21 protein-coding genes are annotated in these 25,392 nt (G+C 69.0%); 5 read left to right on the top strand and 16 right to left on the bottom strand.

The window, feature by feature from the left end; translation table 11 throughout:
- Positions 1 to 381: IS256 family transposase (locus tag GOARA_RS00825; RefSeq protein WP_007320377.1), on the bottom strand; the 381-nt coding region annotated here is incomplete at its 3' end.
- 397 nt (positions 382 to 778) lie between these two features.
- Here GOARA_RS00825 and GOARA_RS00820 point away from each other — a divergent pair.
- Together GOARA_RS00820 and GOARA_RS00815 are read left to right on the top strand one after the other, a co-directional pair.
- Positions 779 to 1,189: a hypothetical protein gene (locus GOARA_RS00820; RefSeq protein ID WP_170265456.1), complete on the top strand. Its 411-nt coding sequence runs from the start codon at positions 779 to 781 to the stop codon at positions 1,187 to 1,189.
- Entirely contained in the window at positions 1,189 to 2,145 is a 957-nt protein-coding gene (locus GOARA_RS00815; RefSeq protein WP_007320375.1) for a ribokinase, read from the top strand. The genes GOARA_RS00820 and GOARA_RS00815 overlap by 1 nt, the downstream gene beginning before the upstream one ends.
- On the opposite strand, the gene GOARA_RS00810 is transcribed toward GOARA_RS00815, so the two are convergent.
- The 13 genes from GOARA_RS00810 to GOARA_RS00750 all read right to left on the bottom strand — a co-directional run bounded on the left by GOARA_RS00810 (position 2,142) and on the right by GOARA_RS00750 (position 19,804).
- Positions 2,142 to 3,092: a 1-phosphofructokinase family hexose kinase gene (locus GOARA_RS00810; protein ID WP_007320374.1), complete on the bottom strand. Its 951-nt coding sequence runs from the start codon at positions 3,090 to 3,092 to the stop codon at positions 2,142 to 2,144. The genes GOARA_RS00815 and GOARA_RS00810 overlap by 4 nt on opposite strands.
- Positions 3,089 to 4,486, bottom strand: a complete 1,398-nt coding sequence (locus GOARA_RS00805) for a TIR domain-containing protein (RefSeq protein WP_040521315.1) — start codon at positions 4,484 to 4,486, stop codon at positions 3,089 to 3,091. Before GOARA_RS00805 ends, GOARA_RS00810 begins: the two co-directional genes overlap by 4 nt.
- A 239-nt stretch (positions 4,487 to 4,725) precedes the next feature.
- Complete coding sequence (locus tag GOARA_RS00800; RefSeq protein ID WP_007320372.1) at positions 4,726 to 6,075, bottom strand: hypothetical protein; 1,350 nt, start codon at positions 6,073 to 6,075, stop codon at positions 4,726 to 4,728.
- The gene (locus GOARA_RS00795) at positions 6,072 to 7,772 is read right to left on the bottom strand and encodes an SWIM zinc finger family protein (protein WP_007320371.1); all 1,701 of its coding nucleotides are present in this window, start codon (positions 7,770 to 7,772) and stop codon (positions 6,072 to 6,074) included. The genes GOARA_RS00800 and GOARA_RS00795 overlap by 4 nt, the downstream gene beginning before the upstream one ends.
- Positions 7,769 to 8,947, bottom strand: coding sequence for a VWA domain-containing protein (locus GOARA_RS00790; protein ID WP_007320370.1), 1,179 nt, complete (start codon positions 8,945 to 8,947; stop codon positions 7,769 to 7,771). The genes GOARA_RS00795 and GOARA_RS00790 overlap by 4 nt, the downstream gene beginning before the upstream one ends.
- Positions 8,929 to 11,346: a DUF5682 family protein gene (locus GOARA_RS00785; protein ID WP_040521313.1), complete on the bottom strand. Its 2,418-nt coding sequence runs from the start codon at positions 11,344 to 11,346 to the stop codon at positions 8,929 to 8,931. The genes GOARA_RS00790 and GOARA_RS00785 overlap by 19 nt, the downstream gene beginning before the upstream one ends.
- A 26-nt stretch (positions 11,347 to 11,372) precedes the next feature.
- On the bottom strand, positions 11,373 to 12,476 hold the full coding sequence (locus GOARA_RS00780) for an ATP-binding protein (RefSeq protein WP_007320368.1): 1,104 nt from the start codon (positions 12,474 to 12,476) through the stop codon (positions 11,373 to 11,375).
- On the bottom strand, positions 12,473 to 15,829 hold the full coding sequence (locus tag GOARA_RS00775) for a DUF4132 domain-containing protein (protein WP_007320367.1): 3,357 nt from the start codon (positions 15,827 to 15,829) through the stop codon (positions 12,473 to 12,475). Before GOARA_RS00775 ends, GOARA_RS00780 begins: the two co-directional genes overlap by 4 nt.
- A gap of 50 nt (positions 15,830 to 15,879) precedes the next feature.
- Complete coding sequence (locus tag GOARA_RS00770) at positions 15,880 to 16,368, bottom strand: nuclear transport factor 2 family protein (RefSeq protein WP_007320366.1); 489 nt, start codon at positions 16,366 to 16,368, stop codon at positions 15,880 to 15,882.
- Entirely contained in the window at positions 16,365 to 17,192 is an 828-nt protein-coding gene (locus tag GOARA_RS00765; RefSeq protein ID WP_007320365.1) for a TIGR03619 family F420-dependent LLM class oxidoreductase, read from the bottom strand. The genes GOARA_RS00770 and GOARA_RS00765 overlap by 4 nt, the downstream gene beginning before the upstream one ends.
- Positions 17,189 to 17,998 carry an SDR family NAD(P)-dependent oxidoreductase gene (locus tag GOARA_RS00760; RefSeq protein WP_007320364.1) on the bottom strand — a complete coding sequence of 270 codons (810 nt, stop codon included), beginning with the start codon at positions 17,996 to 17,998 and terminating at the stop codon, positions 17,189 to 17,191. The genes GOARA_RS00765 and GOARA_RS00760 overlap by 4 nt, the downstream gene beginning before the upstream one ends.
- Positions 17,999 to 18,117: 119 nt before the next feature.
- On the bottom strand, positions 18,118 to 19,212 hold the full coding sequence (locus GOARA_RS00755) for an inositol-3-phosphate synthase (protein WP_007320363.1): 1,095 nt from the start codon (positions 19,210 to 19,212) through the stop codon (positions 18,118 to 18,120).
- Positions 19,205 to 19,804, bottom strand: coding sequence for a PadR family transcriptional regulator (locus GOARA_RS00750; RefSeq protein ID WP_007320362.1), 600 nt, complete (start codon positions 19,802 to 19,804; stop codon positions 19,205 to 19,207). The genes GOARA_RS00755 and GOARA_RS00750 overlap by 8 nt, the downstream gene beginning before the upstream one ends.
- A 173-nt stretch (positions 19,805 to 19,977) precedes the next feature.
- Between GOARA_RS00750 and GOARA_RS00745 the strand changes: the two genes are divergently transcribed.
- The 3 genes from GOARA_RS00745 (at position 19,978) to GOARA_RS00735 (ending at position 24,261) form a co-directional block, all read left to right on the top strand.
- Positions 19,978 to 20,409: a DUF5318 family protein gene (locus GOARA_RS00745; protein ID WP_050947110.1), complete on the top strand. Its 432-nt coding sequence runs from the start codon at positions 19,978 to 19,980 to the stop codon at positions 20,407 to 20,409.
- A 66-nt stretch (positions 20,410 to 20,475) separates the two neighbouring features.
- Positions 20,476 to 22,734 carry a transglycosylase domain-containing protein gene (locus GOARA_RS00740; protein WP_007320360.1) on the top strand — a complete coding sequence of 753 codons (2,259 nt, stop codon included), beginning with the start codon at positions 20,476 to 20,478 and terminating at the stop codon, positions 22,732 to 22,734.
- A 15-nt stretch (positions 22,735 to 22,749) separates the two neighbouring features.
- The gene (locus GOARA_RS00735) at positions 22,750 to 24,261 is read left to right on the top strand and encodes a glycosyltransferase family 87 protein (protein WP_050947109.1); all 1,512 of its coding nucleotides are present in this window, start codon (positions 22,750 to 22,752) and stop codon (positions 24,259 to 24,261) included.
- 59 nt (positions 24,262 to 24,320) lie between these two features.
- Here the strand turns inward: GOARA_RS00735 and GOARA_RS00730 are convergent, their stop codons facing one another.
- Positions 24,321 to 24,917, bottom strand: a complete 597-nt coding sequence (locus GOARA_RS00730) for a GNAT family N-acetyltransferase (RefSeq protein WP_007320358.1) — start codon at positions 24,915 to 24,917, stop codon at positions 24,321 to 24,323.
- Positions 24,918 to 24,966: 49 nt separating this feature from the next.
- Positions 24,967 to 25,359 (bottom strand): DUF1304 domain-containing protein, encoded by a 393-nt coding sequence (locus GOARA_RS00725; protein ID WP_040521311.1) that lies wholly within the window; start codon positions 25,357 to 25,359, stop codon positions 24,967 to 24,969.
- Positions 25,360 to 25,392 lie beyond the last annotated feature (33 nt).

The following is a 25,392-nucleotide window of genomic DNA, read 5'->3' as shown; positions in this document are numbered from 1 at the left end:
CCCCCCGAGCGCGCGCACCAGGTCGTCGACGTTGCGGGTGGAGACCCCGTGCACGTAGGCCTCCATGATCACCGCATGCAACGCCCGGTCGACCCGCCGGCGTTTCTCCAACAACGACGGGAAGAACGACCCGGCCCGCAGTTTCGGGATCTTCACCGACACATCCCCCGAAGTGGTCGAGACCGTCTTCGATCGGTGCCCATTGCGGTGCGTGGCCCGCTCAGTGGTGCGCTCATAGCGGCCGGCGCCGATCTTCTCGGCGGCCTCGGCCTCGATCAGGGCTTGCAGGCCGGCCCGGATCAGTTCAGCGAACACTGCCCCCGAATCAGCGGAGGCAAGCGAGTCGAGCTCGGCGAGCAGGGCAGAATGGTCGTGGGTCATCGTGTAGTCCTTCGGTCTCGTGAGTCACTTGGCGGTAACTCATTGACCTCTACGCGATGGCCCGCCCATCTACCGGGCCGACACCCAGACGACCGAACCAAAACCCCACCACTCCACGGGACTTACCCTGCCGCCATCGAGTGGACGCCCAAGAAGCCCGGTTTGCGCCGCGTTACCGCGGTCCAACAGGGCTCGACCCGCATCGCGACGACGCCGATCCTGCGCGCTGGCCCGTCGTTCCACCTCGGCCCGTTCTGCTTCGGCATCTAGCGCCGGTTAGTCCGTTTGGGGGAGATTTGCCGGCCCACAGCGTTCTCCCAGCGATTTCGCGGGTTCGACTCATCGAAATGTCGCATCCTGTAGGTGGTTGACACTCTTAACCACCGAGGAGATCGATGTGAGAAGGACGACTGCCGCAGCGTGCGGAGTTGCCGCCGGCTGTGTTGCCGCGACCATGCTGACCGCCCCGACCGCATCGGCGACGGTCGTGTCGCGGGTGGGTCTGCCCTCCCCCGGTTCGTTCTCGAACTTCACCATCGGGTGCCGCTATGAGGCCCGGGTCAAGGTCAACGACGCCGCTACCGTCGTGCGGCTGGTCGAGAGCCGCGAGGGCAGCGGTCTGAAGACCGTCGTGGCCCGCACCATCCCCGCCGCCGACACCGCCGTTTTCGTGTGGACCCCGACGACCCCTGGTCGCCGGACCCTGCAGGCGGTGCAACCGACCCGCGGCCGTCTGGTCTACAGCCACCCGATCACCGTCACCGTCTCCCGCGGGATCACCGCCGCCGGATTCTGCTTCTCGGTCTGATGGGGGTGCCGATCTCCCAAACGCCATACATCGTCGTCGTCGGCAGCATGGTCTTCGATTTGTCCATTCAACTCGACCGCATGCCGGCGCCACATGAAACCGTGCTGGCCGATTCCGTCGCACTATCGTGTGGCGGCAAGGGGTTGTGCCAAGCACTCGCAATCAGTCGACTCGGCGGGGAATGCGCTGCCGTCGGACGAGTCGGTTCCGACTATTTTGGCGACGAGATACTTTCACTGTTGAGGGCTGACGGCGTGGACACCGCTTTCGTTCTGCGCGACCCGTCGGGAACCCATTTGGGTATCCCGATGATTACCGCCGACGGCGTGAACCAGATCATCGGCATCCCCCGGGCGAGCAACAGTCTGACCCCCGACGACATTGAGAAGGCCGAGGAGTACTTCAAGCGGGCTGACGCGCTCGTGGTGCAGAACGAGACGCCGCTCCCGACGATCGCTGCGGCAATCGATGCAGCGGAGCGACATGGCGCCATCGTTGTCTGGAACACTGCTCCGGCCCGCTACTCGCTGGCCGACACCGCCACCGTTGTCCGTCGCGCAGGACGGGCCTGGCTGACTCCGAATGAGACTGAAGCACACCAGTTGACCGGAATCGAAGTCGTCGACGCCGAGTCTGGCTTCGCCGCGGCCGACGCCATCCGTGCCGCAATTCCGTCGACCGGGGTCATCATCACCATGGGCGCCGAGGGCGCCATCGCCATCGACGAGGACGGGAAGCGCTACCGGCAACCGGCCTTCGCCGTGGAGTCGGTGGACCCCACCGCGGCCGGCGACACGTTCACCGGCGCGTTCACCACCGCGCTAACCCGTGGGGCGCCCCCGCCCCTCGCGCTGGAGTTTGCCGCTGCAGCTGGAGCTTTGTGTGTCACCGCACGAGGTGCCGCACCCAGCATCCCCACCAAAGCAGCGGTCGATGAGCTCTTGGCGCACGGCTAATCCTCGTTGAGTGATCCATGCTCGACGAGTGCGGCATGAGCAGTCGCAATCCTCGGGATCACCGCTCCTTCGGCGCCGCCGACATGGGCGCACGCAGTTCCCAGCGCGAGAGAAACCGAGTCCAACGCAGCGAATCGCGGATCCGATAACCCCACGCAGTAACCGGCCACAAATGCATCACCCGCCCCGACGACGACCACCGGAGAATCGACGGTGCACCACACCCGCTGCGGATCGTGGGGATCGACAGTGTCATATCGGGCCGCGCCACGCTCTCCGAGCGTCACCAGAGGCTCAGCCACCCCGGCAGCTTTCATGGCGCGGAGCGCCCGCAGGGGCACCCCCTCCGGGCCGGTGCCGTACGCCGCAGCGGCTTCGGACAGATTCGGTATTGCCGCGTGGAGGAGCCCCGTCTCCACCGCAGCAGTCAACGCACCACGCTGACTGTCGACGATGACTCGGGCGCCACACTCGTGCGCTCGACGGGCTACGACGGCATAGAGGTCCTGCGGTAGGGGTTCGGGAACGGCTCCGCTGAGAACCACCACATCGCCGTCCGCGATGCCCGCTATCAACGAGTCCACCAGTGCTTGCGCCTCGTGATCACTGGCGGCGATACGCGGGCCGACATTATGGCTTGCTATCCCTGGCCGGTCGGCGACGGTCAACGTGAGGTTGTTGCGGGTCGGCCCGTCGACCGGCACCGTTATCGGCTCGACTCCCGACGCGCGGATAAGGGAGTCGAACCGCACCTGATCGGCGGCGCCGACCAGCGAATATGCCACGCACTCGACCCCGAACGTCGCCGCAGTACGGGCGACGTTGACGCCCTTGCCCGCTGCGTCGGTGCGCCATGAGAGGACCTCCCCCACCTCACCGGCCCGGAGTCCGTCAACTCGCACGACATGGTCGAATCCAGGGCTAAGGGTAAGCGTGCGGATCGTCATTCGCGGACCTCGACGATCGTGCCGGCCAGCACCAGTTCATCCAGTGATTCCAGAGCTGCGGGGGGAAGCACGTTGGTGATGAGTGTGAAGCCCTCATCCCAATCACAAATCTTCACCGACAGGGTGATTCCCGCCTTCGACGAATCCGCCACCACATACGGGGCTTGAGAATTCTCCAGCACGAACCGCTTAAAGCCGAGTTCGCTGTCCGAACCCATCGTGATGCCAGAGTCCAACTCGAAGCCGTTGCCGCCGACGAATCCGATGTCGATCGGCTTGGCGCCCGTCCCCAACTCGTCGAGAAGCTCAGCACTCTCCCGCGCGACGTTGCCTCCCCAGGTCGTCGCATGCGTGTTGGGCCTGACAATCCCTCCGACAAGGTACAGCCGGACCAGTGCGCTTTCGTCTGACCAACCACTTTTGGACATGAACCCGCTCACCGCCTGCGCGCTCGTCAACGAGTTGGTGACGATCTGCACATCCTCTAAGTCGCCGGCCTCGACTCGTGCGAGCAAGTCCTCGATGAGCGGCAGAGTGGTCGACCCACCGTCGACTGCGACGACCATCCCCGATCCGACGAGCTTCGCCGCGTGTCGAGCGATCAACCCCTTGGCGACCTGGTTTCGCTCGCGCTTCACTGCGATGTTCTCTTCGATGACGAAGAGCCCCTCGTCGCTCTCGTTGAGCCCGGGGACGCATCCGGTGTGAATGGCGTCCTTGAGCAACGAGTCGAACTGGCGTTGCGTCAAGCCATCGAAGACACCCGGAGAAACCTCCAGCAGACGCGACAACAACTCCCGCTGCGGGATGGGCTTGGCCGGATTCGGCTGTTGACAGATGTAGTCCAACACCGCCACGCCGAAAGTGGTGAGCATGCGGCGCTGTTGTTCGGCCAATACCGAGAAGCTCACTTCCGAGCTCTGCGTCGGCACCGCTGCCGCCCTGGCGACGGTTGCCGGCTCGGTGCTCACGGTCGGTGCGGCGATGATCGGCCGGAGGACCGAGGCAGGATCGCGCAGCAAGCGATCACGCGGAGCTTCGATCCATTGCACCATGCTCGCGAAGTAGGACAACCCATCCGACAGCTTCACGTCCTCGGTCCGCAAGACGTAGAGGCGCTTCCCGTCGGCTGAAATCCGTTCCACCTCGCGCAGCACATGGGGCGACAGATTCGAATGGCTGCTGAGCACGAGTAATCCGACCTCGCTGTCGCGGAGCGCGCCGATGATCGCCTCCGGGTAGGACAACCCTGGCGGGACGTCACGTGGGGCGATCCACACCGTCTTGCCCTCAGACTCGAGGTAGGAGCAAACAAGATCGGCGATGTCGCGATCACGTGTCGAATACGAGATGAAGATTCGCCCCACCATCAGCACCGTCTCCGTTCCATCCATCGAGCTTAAGCCGGTTCCCCACCGGAACTGGCTCCCCGTGTCGTCGGCGTAGCTCCTCGACCCCCGGGCGGCACCGGGGGCCGACGACTCGGTGAGGTCCTATTTGTATGCGTCGCGGGCGGGTCCCCGTACCATAAATTCACCACCGCTCGCAGCCGGCGGTTCTCACCGAAGTTTCACCCAAACAGCGCATCGGGCATGTATCGTCCCTACACGCGAAGTCCTCGCCGCCGCCCACGCTAGCCTTCTGAGGTCCTCGCCAATCTGTCCCAGGAAAGCGGACCCGACGGGAAGCGGCGCACGGCTTCAGCTATGGGCGGAGCCCACCAAAAGTGACCCTCAGGGTGGTCGGCCACGAGCTCGAGGTACCGGCCGTATCCAATATTCCGGACCACCTCCGCTGCGTCTCCGCCGGTATCGAGGAGCGCTTCGGCGGCATGGAAGTAGACCAGGGGGAACAGCGGCCGGACGTTGCCGTGTCGCGCGATCTCGGTGGCCGCGGCGAAGAGTTCCGCCCGGCGCTGCGGTTCCGATTCATGGATGCCCACCAGATACAGGGCCAGCACGTCATCGCCGGCAGTCGCCCAACCCACCACGTCGGACACCTCCTCCAGATGCAGCTCCGCCAGGCGTACCGCCGCATCGAACTCTCCGACCACCTGCGCCGCCGCCGCGGCCAACGCCAGCACATGGCCGCGCCGGAGGATCAGCTGCTCTTCGGGCGGCACGTCGTTCCCGACCGGCCGCACCCGATCGACGCCGGCCAACAACGCACGCACGGTGTCGTCGTCCTCATAGGCGGCAGCCAGGAGTACGGCGGTCAGCAATCGGCGGCCACACCGATCCCCGGCGGCGAGTTGCTCTCCGGCGATCGCGCGCACCATCGCCGATTCGGACTCGGTGGGCGACGCACCGGGTCGAATGCAGGCGCTTGCCACCTCGATGTTCACCGCGTCCAGGGCACGGCGCATGAGGTCGAGGAACTGTTCCGGCCCGGCTTCGTCGGGCGCCACCCAGGTCGAGACACACAGCAGGGCAAGCTCGTCATCGAGGTCCAGCTCGCCGGATCGGAGTTCGGTCACCATCTGCCGGACCTCGGCGCAGGCCGGCAACGACTGGAGGCACGTTGCCGCCAACCCGTTGGCGCGCACGTCCGCGATCACCGCTTGCCCGACTTGCGGGAAGTCCGCGTCGAGCCATTCCCACATGGTCTGTCGGCTGTTCCCCCGCCGCCACGGCGCCCCCGGCTTGCCGTCGTGCGTCTTACCGTCGCGCGCGTCGTGCACCGCATCCCCGTAGGCCTGTACCGCGCACCGTGCGAGGACCTCGGTGGGCGGAGCCCCCATCAGCTCGTCCACCCGGCCCGCCTCGGCGAAGAGCGCACCGACGAAGCTCCTGGCGACGGCATGCCGCGCGGGGTCGTCGGTCGACAGCCTGACCGATTCACTGATCCACAACTCGGTCAGCGCCGCGTCCAGCTCTGCGGGCAGGTGGGCACCACGGGCCCACCTCTTGTACACGGCGGGGACCTGCGTCCCGAAGCGGGCGATTGCTGCCTCGGCCTCGGGCGACAACTCTGACTCGGTCAACCATCCTCCCGCGGTTCGAGGTACGAATCCCTGAGTCGCCGGACCTGCTCGGCGATCGCGTAACTCCGCAGCACCTGGACCGCGGGCTCGACGTCGACATCGGCCGGGAACACCGTGAACCCGGCCGCGCGCAACTCCCGGTGACGCCGGCGCAGCTCCTCGGCGACCCCCGGCGCCCGCGACGGGGCGATCCCGCGTTCGACGATCCGCTGCAGCCACGCCAGGAAGTCGTCCATCGCGCTCGGCGTCGGCGCAACCGTCTCGACGCGGGGCCCGGCCACGGCCGTGCTCCTTGTCCTCAAGGGCGGCTTGTCGAAGTAGAGGCAGTCCACCGGCGAGTCGGCACACGACAGATGCGGCCGGATCAGGCTGAGCGGCATCAGCGCCAGTCCCTCCTCGGAGCGGTCGACCCGCCCGACGACCAGCAGCTCCGGCTGCCACGCCACCGCCCGCAGCCGCGCCACCGCGTTCGCGGTGTACTCCGAATACCGCAGGCGAACGGCGACGTCGGCGCCGACGGAGTCGATTAACGGCCACTCGACCCGCTGGCGCACCTCGTCGAAGCGGGGTTCGCGCGCCGCGGTCGGGGCCAGCACCACCCAATCCCCCAGTTCGTCTCGGGGCTCGAGCAATCCGACCGGCTCCCCGGCATGGGCAAGGTCGGCCCACCGCCGGATCGGGGACAGCGCCGCGAACAGTTCCGCCGAGCTGGCCGGCTCGTGCTGGGCGAGGGTGTCATCGCCGCCGGAGAGACGCCCGTTCGGATTGCGCCGCGCCCGCGCGAGGTCGATCTCGGCCCCGGCCGCCCGGCTCGCCGACGCCAACCCCGGCCACACCGGCGCCGACGAATAGGCGGCCACCGGGTCGAAGCCCGGTGCGGTCGCGACCGGGCGGGTCAGCGTCGACGAGAGGAACCGGCCGTCCCCGCGCGACCAGAACAGGGTCGTCAGGCCCCGGTATCCCGACGCCGTCTGCCACGGATAGCTGCCCAGCCCGACCAGCGACAGCCGGGCGACCTTCTCGTAGCCGGTGCGCCCCACCCCGATGAGGTCGACCGGCGGCGGCGTCCCCACCGGCACCGCGTCCAGCGCACCGATCAGCGCCAGGGTCGACGCGAGGTCGGCGGCGACATGCGCCTCACCGGCACCGGCCGTGCGCGCGACGATGCGGCGCAGATGATCGGCGATGCGGCGCAACGCGGCCGCCAACCGGTAGTGCTCGGCAACCTGCGCCGAGATGGCCGCCGCCGAGCAGCGCTCCACGGTCGCCGCCGATGCGTGCGCGATACCGACGACGACGATCTCGGCCAACAACTTTGCCACGGCGCTGCGCATCTGTGCCCGCGCCTCGTGGCGGGCCAGTTCGGCGCGGGTCGACCCGGTGTCGTCATCCGCCGTCGGCACCGCCTCGGGCGCCGGTTGGACCCCGGTCCCCAACCAGAGGCAGGCGGCGATGAGGTGGCGGCAGACCCCGACGGCGGGGCAGTCGCACCGGGCCGTCTCCGGGCCACCGTCGTCGAACCGGACGTGCGCGCCGGCCACCGCGACGAGCAGCTCGGCGTCGTCGGCGACCACCACCGGATCGGCGGCCGCCAGATCCTTGCGGGCCCGCCGCACCAGCCCGGCGCTGGCGCGCGCCGCCCACGCCTCGTCGTCGAGGCGGGCACACCTGGCCGCAATCGCGGCTCTGTTGCTCATGACATGACCCCGACGAGCCAGTCGGCCAGGCCCCGCGGGTCGAGTGCGGCGATCTGCATCCCGGCTGCGGCCATCTGCTGGGCGGTCTGGCGGTCGTAGAACGGTTGGGTCTGGCCGGATTTCAATGTCAACGACGCCAGGCCCAGCAGGTGGACGCCGGCGTCGGCGAGTTCGCCGGTCACCTGCAGCAGGCGGTGCGGCGAGCCGCCCTCGCAGAAGTCCGACAGCAGCACCAGCACCGTGTTGCGGGGGTTGGTGACCAGGGTCGAGCAGTAGTGCAGTGCGCCGCCGATGTCGGTGCCGCCACCGAGCTGCGTCGACATCAAGACGTCGACGGGGTCGTCGGCGATCGGCGTGAGGTCGACGACCGCGGTGTCGAAGACCACCAGCTTGACCCGCACCGTCCCGAGCCCGGCGAAGATCCCCGCCATCACCGCACTGTGGATGACCGAGTCGGCCATGCTGCCACTCTGGTCGACGCACAGGATGACGTCCCACGCGATGTGGCGGCGGTGGCGTTCGAAGAAGCGCAACCGTTCGACGACGATCCGACCGGTCTGCGGGTCGTAGTTCTTCAGGTTGGCCGCGATGGTGCCGGCGACGTCGAAGTTCGCGGCGACCGGGATCGGGGAATGGGCGAAGCTGCGCTTGGGCCCGCTCATGGCGCGGCGCACCTCCGGTTCGAGCCGTGCACGCAGGTCGTCGACGACGGCGGCGATGAGCCGCCGCAGGTTCGACTCGAGTTCCGGCGGCATCGAGTGGCGCAGCCCCAGGAGCAGCGCGAGGAGTTCGGTGCTCGGCGAAAGCCGGTCGAGGAGTGCGGGATCGGTGAGCAGGTCGGTGAGGCCAAAGCGATCCAGCGCGTGCCCGGTGACGACGTCGCAGACCGACTGCGGGAACAGGTCGCGCACCTCGCCCAGCCAGACGACGGCGTGTGGTGCCGAGGCGCCGAGTCCGCTCGTCGGTTCGTCGCCGAGTTCGTCGGCATCGGCGTTGCTTTCGTCCTCGCCCGGTGCGACGTCGCGCCCGACGTAGGCGTGCCGGTACACGTAGTCCAAGGCTTCCCCGCGACGCCCTTCGACCGAACCGCCGGGCGCCTGCCCGAGTTGGTCGCGGGCGAAGCCGCCCAGCACGAGGCGCCACCGTTCGAGTTCGCTCACGGCACCCCCAGCCATCCGGAGAGTCCTTGCGCGGCAAGGAGTTCCGCCGCACGATCGGCTACCTCCCGATTTCCGCCGACTGGGCCCTCAATCCCGCCGACTGGGCCCTCATTCTCGCCGACTGGGCCCTCTTTCTCGCCGACTGGGCCCAACCGCCCCGCCACGACGGCCGCGACGCGATCGGTCTCCGCCGGGGTGAGCTCGGCCAGCGCCAATCGCAGGGCGGGAAGCGCCTCGAGGAACTGCGTCTCGGTCCACCCGTCCAGCAGTGCACCGACCACTTCGACGAGATGTGGCTCCTGCCAGGCGAATTCGCGCGCCGTACGCATCAACCCGGACAGGAACGGCAGCGCCTCGACGACCGGCACCGTTCCCGACAACGAGCCGCGCAGCGCGTCGGCGACATCCTCGGCCGTCGACTCCCCGGCGGTGTAGCGGATACCGGCTGCCGCGCCGCGGACCTCCGCGGACTCATGCGCCTGCGCGAACAACCGGACCACGGCGCCGAAGTCGTCCCGGTCGGCCTGTTGGTCGAGAACCCCCGACTCGCCCCCGCTTTCCGCGCTCAGCGCATCCCGCATCGCCAGCAGTGCGGTCACCATCTCGGTCGGCGATTCCGACGGCAGGAGTCGGCCCAGGTAGTCCGCGCGCCGGAACGCGATCCGTGCCAAGTCGTCGAGCCCGGGAAAGTCGCGGGCGTCCAACGGTTCCCGCGCACGGTGCAGCATCGCCAACTGGTGGCAGGCGGCGGCCGCAGCGCAGAACGACGGTTCGTCGGCGATGGCGGTCGTCGCCGCGGCGGCCAGCTCCTCGTCGAGGTCGCGCACCCCGATGACGCAGCTGCGGGCGATCAACGACACCGCCATGGCCGCACCCCGGCCCGCGTGTCCGGTGAAGTCGTCGACCGCTTCGGAAAAACACGCGGCCACCGCTTCGGGCAGCGTGCTCCCGTACCGGGACGCCTCGACCAGACCCGCCTCGGTACCCGGCGACCACCGATACGTCCAGCGCTCGTTGATCAGGTGCAACCCGGTCCCGACGACGAAATCCGGCCCGGCGACCAGCGAGGCGAACGGCACCTCCAACAGGGCCAACCCGTGGAGCAGCCGACTCGTCTGCCGGTGGGCCGGGCGGCGGTAGACGGCGAGCGACAGTTCCCGCGGCGCCGGATCGTCGACGACGAGGCGCGCCGCCGTCAGCCGCGCCAGTGCGTCGGCGACGAGGGGTGGGGTCGCGGTGCCCGGTGGTACCCGACCCACCTTGTCCCCGGTGAGGACGGCTTCGGCAACGGCGAGCGGCACCATGCCCTCGACGGCGATGTCGCCTTTCACAAAGGTCGACGCCACCGCATCGCGCACATCCCAGCGGGTCGGCCCGGGGCGCCCGCGCAGCGCCGCGAGGCGTTCCACGTGTTCGGCGGCGTCGACGACGGTCGGCATCGAGGCCGGCACGCCGCGCGCCCGCAACCGCTGCGCGACGTCGAGCAGGACCTCGCGCGCCGCACGGGACCGGTGGTCGGTGCACTTGCGCCTCCCCTCCTCCCAGGCCCGTTGGCGCCAGCCGGGCGACCGGATTCCCGACGCATAACCGTTCACCGAATCGACCTGCTCGAAGGTGAAGCGGATCAGCGCGGCCCGGCTCGACGGTGCCTTGATCACCGGTCGGGGCGGCGGGTCCTCGAGCAGGTCGGGCAGGGCGACGGCGTGGTACCCGCCGACGACGACCAGCACCGGCCCACGACCATCAGCCTCGGCGACGGCCTCCCGGATATGCCACGCCATCTCCGCTTCGCGGGCGTCGGTGCCGTCGCGCTTGTGCTCGCCGGGAGCGCTGTCGGCCCGCGCCAGCGCACAGTAGGCGGTCATGCGCGCGGAATGCTCGGCGGCATCGACGATGTCGGTCTCGAAGAGGTGGTCCCACAACTCATCGGTGTCGCGGCACCCCAACCGCTGCGCCATCGCGACCAGGGTTTCGCTGAACAGCAGCCGCCGCTCGTCCCACTGCATGTCCGACACGTCGTCGCGCTTGACCACGGCATGCTGTTCGGCGATGTCGAGGTCGATGAACGACGCCGGGATCCCGGCCGCGTGCGCCTCCCGCAGGGCCACGAGTTCGGGTGAGAAATCGCAGAAGGGGTAGTACGCACCCAGCCCTCGAAACCGCGCGGCGCCCCGGCCGGCGGACTCGGTGTAGGCATACACGGCGAGCGGCGCGCGGGTGCGGCTGTCGGTGAGCGCGTCGATCAGCGGGTTGAACGAGCGCGGCCCTTCGACGAGAACCGCTGCGGGACGGTACTTCTCGATCGCGAGATGCACGGCGCGAGCGCAGGCCGGGGAATGGTGGCGCACCCCGATGATGACCCGTTCGGCAGTGACCAGCCGCGCCGCCAATGCGCGGATGTCATTGGCGTTCAACGGCTCTGCCCGGACCGACGTCCCCCTCACCCCCGTGAGGAGCGGTGGCCGTCGAGTGCGGCCGCCCACGTCTTCGACTTCTTCGCCCGTCCGCGGACCACGATGTCGAAGTATTGGTCGAGCTTGGGCCCGTCCTCGGCGTTGTCCTTGAGGACGGTGCCGAGGAGCTGGCGCGCCACATGTGCCCCGGTCGCGACCCCGCCGTCGAAGTAGTGCGCGTCGAGCACGGCGGCATACCCGACCGCGACGGCCTCGGCGGCGGACATGACCGCCGCCGGCGCGGCCACCGCGGTGCCCTCGACCGTCGCCCCCGACCGCAGGTCGCTGAACACGTCGACGAGCAGTTCGACGACGTCGGGCGCGAGGCGCGCCTGCACGCCGGCCTCGTCGAGCAGGCCCGCGGTCTGGTCGGCGATGAGCCGGGCCTGCAGCGTGCGGTCGACCAGCGGGGCCACCGTCTCGAAGTTGAACCGCCGCTTGAGCGCGCTGGACAACTCGTTCACCCCGCGGTCGCGCAGGTTGGCGGTGGCGATGACGTTGAACCCCGGCCGCGCGCCGAGCACCGCATCGGCGTCGTCGCCGAGTTCGGGGATGTGCAGGGATTTGTCCGACAGCACGCCGATGAGTGAATCGGAGATCTCCGGCTGGATGCGCGTGATCTCCTCGATGCGGCAGATGCTCCCGGCCGCCATCGCCTGGTACAGCGGGCCCTGCACCAGGGCGCGCTCGCTTGGCCCCTCAGCGATGAGCAGCGCATAGTTCCAGGTGTAGGCGATCTTGTCCTCGGTGGTTCCGACGCTGCCCTGCACCACCCGCTGCGACGAACCGGAGATGGCCGCCGAAAGCAGTTCGGACAGCATCGATTTCGCGGTTCCCGGCTCCCCGACGAGGAGCAGGCCGCGTTGGCTCATCAGCGTGACGATGGCGCGCTCGACGAGCGGGTCGTCGCCGTAAAACTTGCGGCTGATCCCCAGTGCGGGATCGCCGACGATGAAGCCGCGCACGCTGCGCGGGCTCAGCCGCCAGCCCGACGGGCGGGCAGACCCCGCGTCGGCCTCGGCCAATCGCTTCAGTTCACCGGCGTAGGTCTGTTCGGCCGGGGCGCGCAGCACGCCTTGCGGATCGGTCATGCGTAGTCCACCTTGTCCTCCCAGTCCGGCTCGTAGGCGCCCAGTGCGGCGATGGCCGCGGCGTCGGCCACCGCGGCCGACAGGAGTGCCGACGGTACCGCGCCCAGGCGCATCGAGCCGCGTGAGTCGCGGAAAGTCACCTGTTTGAGCGCGACGGTGACGTCGTCCAACGGCTGTTGGGCGCCGGAGAATCCGATGGTCACGGTGATCCCCAGGATCGGGAAGGTGCGCTGGAAGTCGAAGACGACCCCGCCGTCGCCGGTTTCCCCGCGCTCGTACCCGCGCTTGGTGGCCGCGGACCGCAGGGCGAACATCCCCAGCAGGTGGCCGGTGAAGTCGTCGACGGATCGCGCTTGCGGATTGGGTGGGCGGTAGACCGGCGCGAACTGTCCGAACAACGGCTCGACGTCATAGTCGTCGAAGTGGGTCGCCCACCGCGCCACGGTGTCGCCGTCGAGGACGGCGGCCGACGCGATCTGGACCGTCGCGCCCGCCGACAGGGTGACCTCGTCGTCGTGGACGTCGGTCAGCGTGCCGTCGTCGAGGGGTCGGAATGCCGTGCCGTCGTCGGCGATCCAGACCAGGCGTTGTGCCAGGATCCCGACGATCGGGTGGCCGCGCAGGTAGCGGTTCCAGTCGTCGGCCGACCACGCCCGTTCGGCACACATCGCCTCGTAGAGCCGCTCGGTGGCCTGCTTCACCGCGGTTTTCACGGTTCGACGCGCCGCCGACAGCGCCTTCTTGGCCTCGGCAGCCGCCGTCTCGTCATCTGAAATGCGCGGTGCGGGAAGGGATTTCAGCCGCGCCCCGTTGTCGTCGAAAAGGGCGACCGTCCCGTTGGGGGCGATGCGGGCGTGGAAGCGGCGCGGGCCGAAGTCGAGGAGTAGCTCACCGCCGACGAATCCCGCATCGGGCACGGTGCGGTCGGCGAGTTCGGCCGACGACCATCCGCGGCGTTCGGCGAGTTCGTCGACCCGTTCCCCGGCCGTCTTCTGGATTCCCGCGGTCCGGAACCGGGTGGCGATGGACAGCAGCAGCTGCGCGGCGGACGGGTCGTCGACCCAGCCGAGCATGGCCAACAGCGCTTTGCACTGCGCGGCGCGCCAGCCGTAGTAGGTGCGGATGTAGTGCTCGGCGACGGGTGCCGCGTGGGCGCGGCATGCGGCCGCGCAGATCGCGAGCATCCCCTTGTCGGCGACGCTGTTCTCCTGTGCGCACCACGCGTCGAGGAGCCAGTCGGCGAAGCGCTCGGCATCGGCCGCGTCCAGCAGGCCCAGGTAGTAGCGCAGCGACACCGACGGTTCGGGATTCTTCGCCTTCACCGTCGACGCGACGAGCCAGCGCAGCGTTGCCTCGTCGACGGGCTCGCCGCCACCCGACCACCGCACCGTGGGGGCGGCTGCCCAGTCTAGCCAGGCGGGCCCGGGCGCTGTCGACTTCGCGACCTGGGCCGACAGGGTTTCGCGGTTGAGGTAGTGGTTCGGCGAACGCCCCAGCGCCGCGAGCGCGGTGAGCACCGCATCCTTGCCGCGGTCGGTGCGCTCAGCGTGATAGCGGGCGTCGAGGACCTCGATGTCGTCGGCGGTGCCGAACTCGGCGAGCCACTCCGCTGCGATCACGCGGGTGTCGATCGCCGACGAGCGCAGTGCCGCGACCACCCGTTGATGCCGCCGCGGATCGTTGGCCAACGCCCGACGGGCATTGGCCCGCCGGTCCCGCGGTCCGGCGAAGGCCAACCGGTACACCGCGTCGGCGGCACCGGTCGGCAACGGCGCCGCCAGCGCGAGCAGGGTCAGCGCCGTCGTGCTGCTGTCGCTCCACCAGTCCTGCCCGCCGTTCTCGGCGACGTCGACGTACTTGTCGACGTGGGCGGCGACCAGTGCGGCGACCTCGTCGTCGGGCCACCCGGACAGGCACCCTTCCCACCCGGAGGCGGAGACGACGGCGGCCCCGTCGAATCCGAGGCCGTCGAGCATGGCGATGGTCTGCGCGATGGTGGGCTCCCCGGTGCGGTCCCGAAGATCGGCGAGAGTCGTTGCGGCCAGGCGGTGGAGTTCCTCCCCGCGCCACGTGACCAGTTGGCCGAGCCGGTTCAGCACGGTCACCAGGTTCGCGGCGGTCACCCCCGGCGTCGCCGCGTAGGCCTCGACGAGGTCGCCGGAATCGATGTACCGCGATTCGCCCCGGAACCGCCGAGGCGGTTGCGGCGTCCGCGACTCCCGCACGATGTCGGCCAGGGCGGAATCGTCGAAGTAGGGATGCTTCAGATAACTGGTCGCCTTGTTCACGCCGCGCTGCAGGGTCTGCAGCGCCGCCGTGACTTCCGGCGTCACCGGGAACGACCAGTCGATCACAACCGGTGCGCTCGGTGGGGGCGGCGGTGTCGGGTCGGGGATCGACGCGGTGGCCGCCCACGACGCGGTGAGGTCGCGGGCCGGATCCGAGTCGATCCCGGCGACGATGTCGGCCGCCCAGTCCCGATCGCCATCGGCCGCATCGAGCTGCCACAGCGCATCGAGGGCGCGTAGTTGGCGGCCGCGTTTGGCCGTGGCGGCGATCTCGCGCAGCGCCGCCGACAGGGGCCCGACCGGGCAGCGGCGGGCTGTCGCCGTCGCCGCGGTGAGGATCGTCGACGACCCGTCGACGAGGTAACGGGCCACGGCGGGCGCGAAATCGGCGAGCGCCGCGTCGGCAACGGCTGCGAGGTTGTCCAGGATGTCTGCGCGCAACCCGCCCGGGGCGTCGAGGGCGAGCAACCCCAGCGCCACGCCGCGATCAGCGACCGCCGCCGGATAGTCGGGCAGCGTGCGCACCAGGGTGCGCGTGGTCGAGTAGGTGGTGGCGCCGCGCCCGGGACGGAACACCGCGGTCACCACATCGCCGCGCTGCCCGCCGCCGGCCTCGACGATGGCCTCCAGCGTCGCCAAGTGCACGGGTACCGACTCTCGCCGCTTCGCGTCCACCACTGCGAAGTGATACGAGCGGGTCAGGTCGTCGACGAGGCACTCGACCCGGTCGCCGCCGGCCATCGGCTCGAGCGACGGCGTGAAGTGCCGGGTCGTCGCGCCGGTGACCCGGGCCCAGCGCCAGCCCTGCTCGGCCGGGGCCTGGTCGAGTTGGGCATACAACCGCTGGCGCGCCCGGCGCTCGTCATCCATCCACTGCGACGTCCAGTAGCCCGGTTGGGCCGCGGCGATCTCCGCCAACACCGACGATTCCCCCGCGCCGGTCTCGATGTATTCGGCCACCCGGTCCGGCAGCGATCGGTCGCCGTTGTGCCCCACGTTCTGCTTGATCACCGCCGCCGCGGCCTGCGCGAACGACCCACCGCGCTTGCGGTTGAACAACCCCATGGCTCAAACCTAGGCCACCGCGCCGACAGGCGAATGACGGCGGACGACGTCTACGCCTCCGGTGCGGCGGCCCCCAGCAGCAGTCGGGCGCGTTCGTCGCCGGTGAGCGTGCGGGTGGTGCGTTGGGCGATCTGCCACCGCCCGTCGACGCGGGCCAGGTCGAATCGGTTCGCGCTGGCCCGGGCGACGAGGAACCGGGCGTCGCGGTGGACGACGAAGAGGGATTCGCACACCGCGACCGCGGTGTCACCGTCGACGCGGATGCGCGCCGGGCCCAGGAAGTGCGAGGACCCCCGCGCGATCAAACCTTGATGGGCCTCGGAGGTGACCATGTCCCGGACCTCCTCGCGGCTGCCCATCGACCAGTCCTCGACGTCGTACCCGCCGTCGACGGTCCACATCGCGGCGACGGCGTCGGCGTCACCCGCGTCGACGAGCGGCCCGTAGCCCGCGATCAGCTGCCCGATCTCGACCTGGTCGCGCAAGGCCGCGACCGTGCGTTCCAGCCGGTCGAGCCGTTCGGTCACCGGATCGGTCACAGTGCCTCCGCAATCTCGTGCAGCGCGGCCAACTGGTCGCAGTAGTGCGCCACGTCGTCGCCGGCGACCTTGCACACCGCGACGGTGGCACCCAGGTCGCGCAGGCGGGCCAACCGGGAGCGCACCCCGTCGGCGTCGCCGGCCGGGTCCAGCAGCGGCCCCGGCGACAACAGCACCTCGAATCCCGGTGGCGCCTCGGCGGCGGCAAGGAACTCGCGCAGCTGCGCCCCGCCCAACCCGAACGGCACCCAGCCCGCGCCGAACTCGACCGCACGCCGCAGCGACCGCCGGGTCCGGCCGCCGACCCAGATCGTGGGAGTCGTGGACGTCGCATGCGGTTCGACGGTGAACCCGTCCACCGATCCGCGTCCCCACCAGGCGCGCAGCTGCACCAGCCGCTCGTCGGCGACGGCGCCGCGCCCCGCCCAGTCCGCGCCGAGCAGGTCGAACTCCGGCGCCAACGAGCCCACGCCGACACCCAGCACCAGACGCCCGCCGCTGAGCACGTCGAGCGTCCCGTAGCGCTTGGCGATCGCCAGCGGCTGGTGATAGCCCAGGACCAACACCGAGGTCGCCAGCCGGATCCGGCGGGTGTGGGCGGCAAGGAAGGACAGCGTCGCGAGCGGGTCCCAATAGACCCCGCCGCGCTCGGCGGCATCGGCGGCGGGCACCCCGACGTGCTCGGAGCAGGTGAGGTGGTCGTAGCCCAGGTCGTCGGCGGCCTGCGCGACGCGGACCAGTTCGTCGGGTCCGGCCGTCAACTCCCACTCGTTGACCAGCCCGGGTTGGGCGGTGACGATCGGTGTCGACAGTCCCAGTCTCATCGGCGGTGCGCTTCAGTCCGGGCCATCAGCTTGCGCATCGCCTGGTCGTTGCGCAGGGCCGTCGCGGCCCGGTCGGGGTTGCTGTGCGCCTCCGCGAGCCGCCAGTGGGCCTCGATGACGTGGATCGGCCCGGAACCCAGCGCGTCGAGGCCCTCGCGCGCCACGTCGTCGGGTTCGGAGACCGTCATCCCCGGCACGTCGAAGTTCAGTCCGACGCGGGCCATCGCCGGGGTGCGGGTGACGCCGAGGACCAGTTCGACGACGTCGACGTCGTAGTCGCGCAGCTCCAACCAGAGGCTCTCGGCGAACATCCGGCCGAAGGCCTTCACCCCCGAGTACACGGTGTGGCGGGTCGAGCCGAGGTATCCCGACAACGAGCCGACGAGGAGGATGCCGCCGCGGCGGCGTTCGCGCATGCCCGCGCCGAAATGGTGCACCAGCGCCATCGGCGTCGTGATGTTGAGGTCGACGACCGTACCGAAGGCTTCGAGATCACCGTCGAGGAACTCCGCGCTGTGCGAGTTGGCGCCGGCGTTGTGGATGAGCAGGCCCACCTCGACGTCGTCGACGAGCGCCGCGACCTGGTCGGCGGCCGACGGGTCGGCCAGGTCGGTGGCCAGCACGCGGACCCCCACCCCGTACTCCCGGCACAGCTGCGCGGCCTCCTCGAGCGGTTCGGGTTTGCGCGCCACCAGCGCCAGGTTGATCCCGGCCTGCGCCAGCCGCAGCGCGAAGCAGCGCCCGACCCCTTCCGAACCGCCGGTGATCACGGCCCACGGCCCGTACTTCGCTGCGTCGAAAGGCATTGTTCGGTTCTAACACAGTCGCCCGCACCCCTGGCCGGGACTGGAAACGACGAGACCCCCGGCCGCACTGGCCGGGGGTCTCGGGTGGGCGTGAAGCCCGGGGTTCGTACTCGGCGTTCTTACTCGGCGCCGATGATGAACGCCTCGAGCTGAGCGCGCGCGACGTCGTCGGCGATCTGCTCCGGCGGGCTCTTCATCAGGTAGGCCGAGGCCGGCAGGATCGGGCCGCCGAGGCCGCGGTCCTTGGCGATCTTCGCGGCGCGGACGGCGTCGATGATGATGCCGGCCGAGTTCGGCGAATCCCACACCTCGAGCTTGTACTCCAGGTTCAGCGGGGCGTCACCGAAGGCGCGACCCTCCAGGCGGACGTAGGCCCACTTGCGGTCGTCGAGCCACGCGACGTAGTCCGACGGGCCGATGTGCACGTTCTTGTCGTACACCTTGCCGGCCAGCGAACCGTTCAGGTTGCTCGTGACGGCCTGCGTCTTCGACACCTTCTTGGACTCCAGGCGCTCGCGCTCGAGCATGTTCTTGAAGTCCATGTTGCCGCCGACGTTGAGCTGGTAGGTGCGGTCGAGGGCGACGCCGCGGTCCTCGAACAGCTTGGCCATCACGCGGTGGGTGATGGTCGCGCCGACCTGGCTCTTGATGTCGTCGCCGACGATGGGCACACCGGCGTCGGCGAACTTCTTCGCCCAGACCGGGTCGGAGGCGATGAACACCGGGAGGGCGTTGACGAACGCGACACCCGCGTCGATGGCGCACTGCGCGTAGAACTTGTCGGCCTCTTCCGAGCCGACCGGCAGGTAGGAGACCAGCACGTCGACGTCGGCGTCCTTGAGCGCGGCGACGACGTCCACACCGTTGCCGTCAGCCTCGGTGATGGTCTCCTTGTAGTACTTGCCGAGACCGTCGAGGGTGTGGCCGCGCTGCACGGGCACGTTCAGCGGCGGCACGTCGCAGATCTTGATGGTGTTGTTCTCGCTGGCGTTGATCGCCTCGGAGAGGTCGAAGCCGACCTTCTTGGCGTCGACGTCGAACGCGGCGACGAAGTCGACGTCGCGCACGTGGTAGGGGCCGAACTTGACGTGCATCAGACCGGGAACGGTCGAGTTCTCGTCGGCGTCCTTGTAGTACTCGACTCCCTGGACCAAGGATGAAGCGCAGTTTCCCACGCCAACAATGGCCACACGAACCTTATTGGGCTCACCCATGGTCGGGTTCTCCTTTTCTCTTCGACGACGCAGCTGTCTCCGCCGTCGTTGTCCTACTTGTCGTGTCATCGGCGTCAGATGCCTCTGCCGCGATGAGCTCGTTGAGCCAGCGCACTTCGCGCTCGCTGGATTCCAGGCTCAGCTCGTGGAGCTGTCGGCTGTAGCGGTCGTCGCTGCGGGCCGATCCGCCGAGCAACTCGCGCAGTCGTTCCCGCCGTTCCTCGACCTGCCGTCGTCGACCCTCCAGGATGCGCATCCGGGCCACAGCCGGTGTCCGGCTGAAGAACGCCAAGTGCACACCGAAGCCGTCGTCGGTGTAGTTCTGCGGACCGGTGTCGGCGACGAGTTCGTTGAAACGAACGCGGCCGGCCTCGGTCAGCACGTAGACGCGGCGCCCGCGACGCACCTTCGTGCCGTCGGGACTCGTGTCTTCGACGATCAATCCGTCGGCCTGCATCCGGCGCAGCGTCGGGTAGAGCGAACCGTACGAGAACGCACGGAACGCACCCAGCAGGCCGGTGAGCCGCTTGCGCAGCTCGTAGCCGTGCATCGGCGATTCGAGGAGGAGTCCGAGGATTGCCAGTTCGAGCACACCCTCCTCCTTCCTCTAGACCGCACAGGGGTCGTGCGGTCGGGCCTATCACGTTTAGCCATCAGATCGATGCTGCGGATTAATGTATCGCACCGATATATAGCGCCGCCAGTCCAGTGTTGGAGATCACTGACCTCCCCGCCCCGCAGAGGCGCGCGAGTACTCTCAACCACATGGCAGCGCCCAGCCCAGACTCCGCGCCGTGGGACGAGACCGCCCCCAGGCAGGTCGTCGACTACGCGCTGCGCCGTCGTGCCCGGCTGGCAGAGGTCAATTCCGGCCGCGTCGGCGTCGGCGAGGTCTGCGACGCCAACCCCTACCTCCTCAACGCCGCCGCCTTCCACGGGGCGGCGTCGGACATCACCTGCCCGATCTGCCGCAAAGAACAGCTGACGCTGGTGTCCTGGGTGTTCGGCGACCGTCTGGGCCAGGTGTCCGGGTCGGCCCGCTCGGCGGCCGAGATCGAGCAATTGGCCCGCAAGCACGCGGAGTTCTCGGTCCACGTCGTCGAGGTGTGCCGCACCTGCCATTGGAACCATTTGGTCCGGTCCTACGTTTCCGGGCTGAAATCCCAGCCTGCGCGAACGCGTAAAATGGCTAAGTGATTCTTGCGCCGACCGCAGACCGTCGGAACGTGACAGTGCGCGGCGCGGCACACGGAAAGGCATTACATGAGCAGCGCTAACGGTGCACCGAAGCGTGATACTTCCAGCTCAACCGGCACGAGCGGCGCCTCGACGAGCAAGTCGCTGGCTGCTGCGCGCCGCAAGGGAACGACCACCAAGCAGAAGCGGATCGCGTGGACGGTCGGCCTGGTCGGCGGCTTCGTGCCCTTCGTCGCCGTGATCGGAATCCTGGCGTTTCTGATCACCTACATCTTCGCGCACGTGCCCGCGTCGGGTGAGATCAAGCACAACCAGGTCGCCAACATTCTGTACAAGGACGGCTCGGTGATGACCAAGGTCATCCCGCCGGAGGGCAACCGCACCGACGTCAAGATCACAGACATCCCCAAGTCGCTGCAAGACGCGGTCATCGCCGCCGAGGACCGTGAGTTCCGCAGCAACTCGGGCTTCTCCATCCGCGGACTCGGCCGCGCCGTCGTCGGGCGGCTGACCAACCGCGAGGACGCCGGCGGTGGTTCGACGATCACGCAGCAGTACGTCAAGAACGCCCTCGTCGGCGACGAGCACTCGTACAAGCGCAAGTTCATCGAGCTGGCCATCGCCACCAAGATGAGCAACGAGTGGACCAAAGACGACATCATGGCCGCCTACCTGAACACGATCTACTTCGGTCGTGGCGCGTACGGCGTCTCCGCGGCGTCGCAGGCCTACTTCCGCAAGGACGTCCGCAAGCTGACCACCGAGGAGTCGGCGGTGCTGGCCGCGTCGATCCGGTCGCCGTCCAACTACGACCCGGACACCAATCCGGAGTCCGCAGAGATGCGGTGGAACTACGTGCTCAACGGCATGGTGGCCATCGGCGCGCTCGACAAGTCGGCGCGCGAGGCGATGGAGTACCCGAAGGTCGCGAAGTACCGCGAGGGCGGGAACCAGCAGGACGACGGTCCGATGGGCCTGGTCAAGCGGCAGGTGCTCGCCGAACTCAGCGAACTGAACATCACCGAGCAGCAGGTGCGCACCGAGGGTCTGAAGATCACGACGACCATCGACAAGAAGACGCAGAAGTCGCTCACCGAAGCTGCCAACAGCAAGCTGGCCGAATACCCGAAGACCACGCGCACCGGCATCGTGTCGGTCGATCCGCGCACCGGCGGCGTCGCCGGCTATTACGGCGGCAAGGACGGCAACGGCTGGGATTACGCCAGCGCCGCCCTGCAGACCGGGTCGTCGTTCAAGGTGTTCGCGCTGATCGCCGCGCTCGAGCAGGACATTCCGCTGTCGAAGGTGTACAGCTCGGCGCCGTACGAGGGTTCCGGCGGCCTCGTCGTCACGAACTCCGAGGGTCTCTCCTGCGGTTCGTGCAACCTCGCGACGGCGATGAAGATGTCGCTCAACACCGTCTACTACCGCCTGATGATGGACCTCAACGGCGGGGCGCAGGCGGTCGCCGACGCGGCGCACAAGGCGGGTGTGGCCGAGAGCTTCGGCGACATCCCGCACACGCTGCAGGAGAAGAACGGCGGCACCGAGGGCGGCGTCGTGCTCGGCCAGTACGTGTCGCGCGTCCTCGACATGGCGTCGGCGTACGCGACGCTCGCCGCGTCGGGCATCTACCGCAAGGCGCACTTCGTGACGAAGGTCGAGAACAACGACGGCGTCGTCCTGTTCGACCGCAAGCCGGACCCGGGCAAGCGCGTCTTCGAAGCGAAGGTCGCCGACAACGTGACGGCCGCGCTGCAGCCGATCGCGGCGTACTCCAACGGCAACAGCCTCTACGACCCGACGTACGGCACCCGGCCGTCGGCCGCCAAGACCGGTACCGCCCAGCTCGGCGACACCGGCCAGAACAAGGACGCGTGGATGGTCGGCTACACGCCGCAGCTGTCGACAGCCGTCTGGGTCGGCACCGACAAGGGCACCGCGCTGAAGACGCAGTGGGGCGGCCAGGTGTTCGGTTCGGGTCTGCCCGCCCAGATCTGGAAGTCCGCGATGGACGGCGCGCTCGAAGGCCAGGAGATCAAGCAGTTCCCGACGCCCGAGGCGGTCGGCGGCCAGGCAGGCGTGCCCTACGAGGCTCCGCCACCGCCGAAGTACACGCCGCGCAGCCGAGACCGCGACGGTGATCGGCCGCGTCTGCCCGGCGAGGGCGACGACGGCAACATCACTCTCGCCCCGGGTGTCACCATCCCAGCTCCGCCTGGTGGTCCGCGTCAGCGGCCGCGCCAGCAGCAGCGTCAGCAACAGCAACAGCGGCGTCAGCAACAGCAACGTCGTCAGCAACAGCGTCGCGGCGACTACTACTGATCGCGGGTCGGGGGCGTGCAGTCACCGGTGCCGCTGGCACCAGATCATGATCGGCTGGTCCGACGGTGGGCACCGTCGCATGACGACCCGCTGGTAGCCACGGTCGCCGGTCGGATCGGCGGACCGCTCGGCCGGCACGCCGCGGTGGGCCGCGCGCGCTTCTCCGCGCTGCGCGTGCTGTTCGCCCTCGCATTGCTCGGGTTGGCGATCGGCTGGTCGGGCAAAGCGGCCTGCCTGCAGGAAACGCCGCTGTCCCCGTCGCCCGGGATTCCGACGATCGGCTCGGGCGAGACCGGTGCCCGCCCATCGCCGGACGAGACCGCCCGCCTCAATTGGGACAGGCAGCGCGAGCTGTTCTCCCTCTGCTACACCGACATCCCGCCCACCTACACCCGTCAGCACCTCGCCGACGGCGTCCCGTTCTGGACGTCGTGGAAGGGCACGTCCGCCGACGGGCGCCAGATCACCCATCGGTGGGCCGCACCGGTCGGAACCGGCATGGTCGCGTACCTGGCGGCGCGGTCGACGGCGGGCTGGCAGTGGATGCACGTCCACTGGGGCGTGCCGTCGGCGATCAGCCCCGTGGTGTTCTTCAACATGATCGCGGTGCTACTGGCACTGTGCTGGCTGGCGACCATCTGGGCGCTGGTGAAGCTGGCGGGTGAGCGCCGCTGGGCGGTGTGGGTCGCCGCACTGTCCCCGGTGATCTTCGTGCACGCGTTCACCGCGTTCGAGCTGCTCACCGTCGCACTGGTGATGGTCGGGCTGCTGGCGTGGGACCGTCGGCGCCGGTGGTTGACCGGGGTGTTGTTGGGCCTTGCCACGACGACGGCGATCTGGCCGCTGCTCGTCCTGCTGGCGTTGCTGCTCGCCAGCGTCGGGCGCACCCGGCCAGACAGCGTCACCCCGCGCGACGCGCTTCTCCGGACCGTCGTCGCCGCCCTCGCGACCTGGATCGCCGTCAACCTCCCGGTGATGATCGGTGCGAGTTCCGGGTGGCTGCAGTACTGGAGTTACTGGGCGGCGCGAGCACCCGAGCCCGACAGCGTCTACGGCGCCATTGCCAACCTGACGAAGCTCCACCTCAACGTCACGGTCGTGAACGTGATCTCGCTCGTCCTGGCGTTCGCGGTGATCACCTCGATCTCGGCGACCGTGCTGCGCGCGCCCCGGCGGTTCGACGTCTACTCGATCGCCTTCCTGCTGATCGCGGGCGTGCTGATGGTCTCCAAGGTGTGGTCGCCGCAGAGCACGCTGTGGCTGGTGCCGCTGGCCGTACTGGCGGTGAAGTCGAGCAGGATCCTGATGGCCTGGATGGTGATCGAGGCGCTGACCTGGGTGCCGCGGATGGGCGTCTACCTGGCGCCGGAGCACGACTGGCTGCCGCCGCAGTTCTACACGCTGGCGGTCACCGTGCGACTGGTCGCGCTGATGGGCGTGTGCCTGTACATCGTGTGGGAGCACTACGAGGAAGAACCCAGTCCGCTCTCGCCGAATCTGAACCGCTCGCCGGTCCCCGTGCGCTAGGGCTGCGTCAAATTCGTCCGCTGTGAGACCTGACGTGGACATATCGTCCTCGGCGGGCGCTACAGCCGACGAAATTGGTCGAGCCGCGCGAGTAACCGCGCTTTGGCGGCGGGCCAGTCCTCGTCGGTCATCGCGTACTGCGCGGTCGTGCGCCAGCCGTCGCCGAACCGGCGGTGTTTGCGCAACAGCCCTTCGAACTGCGCGCCCAGCTTGGCGATCGCCGCCCGAGACTGCGCGTTGTTCTCATGCGTGTGCCAGACGATGCGGACGGCGCCGCACTCTTCGAAGGCGTGGCGCAGCAGGAGGAACTTGGCGGTCGGGTTGATCGCCGTCCCCTGCGCGGATTCGGTGTAGAAGGTATAGCCGATCGCGGCGCTCAGCGACCCCGGATCGATCTCGTAGTAGCTCGTCGACCCGACCACGGTCTCGCCATCCACCACCGCGAACGCGGTCCGGATACCTGTTTCGCGCGCCGTCAGCGCGGCGTCGATGAATTCACGCGCGCCCTCGACGTCCAGCGGGACACCGGGCGACCACCGGAATGCCTCGGGATCGCCGACCAATTCCCCGAGGGAATCGGCGTCGTCGACGTCGAGCGGTCGCAACCGCACGTCTTCGTATTCGAGGGTCGGCGCCCCCAGCCACTGATCGGTCACGTCGGTAAAGCTACGGGCCGAACCCTCGCGCGGGCGAGCGCATTTCGCGTCAGCCGAGCAGCAGGCCGACGACGACACCGACGACCGCGATCAACGGCAGAGCACCCTGCTTCGCGGCCGCACCGCGATGCGAGGGCGACGAGAGGCCGAGGACCAACGCTGCCGCCAGCATGGCGCCACTGCCGGCGAGAACCAGCGCAAGACCGACGCCGCGGTGGTCGCTGGTCACGACGATGAGTGCTCCGACGACCACCATCACCGCGAGGAAAAGGTTGTAGAACCCCTGGTTGTAGGCCAGTTCGCGGGTCGCTTCGGCTTCCTCCCTGCTGGTGCCGAAGACCGCGCGGGCCCGCGGCGTCGTCCAGGCCAGTGATTCCAGATAGAAGATGAAGACGTGCAGCGCGGCGGCGAGCAGGGCGACGACGAGTCCAGCGGTCAGCATGCCGTCAGTATGCACCCCTGAGCGCCGCGAACT

Origin of the sequence: Gordonia araii NBRC 100433, assembly GCF_000241265.1 — a bacterium.
In the GTDB taxonomy this organism is placed as follows: domain Bacteria; phylum Actinomycetota; class Actinomycetes; order Mycobacteriales; family Mycobacteriaceae; genus Gordonia; species Gordonia araii.
This window is presented reverse-complemented; position numbering and strand designations above follow the sequence as displayed.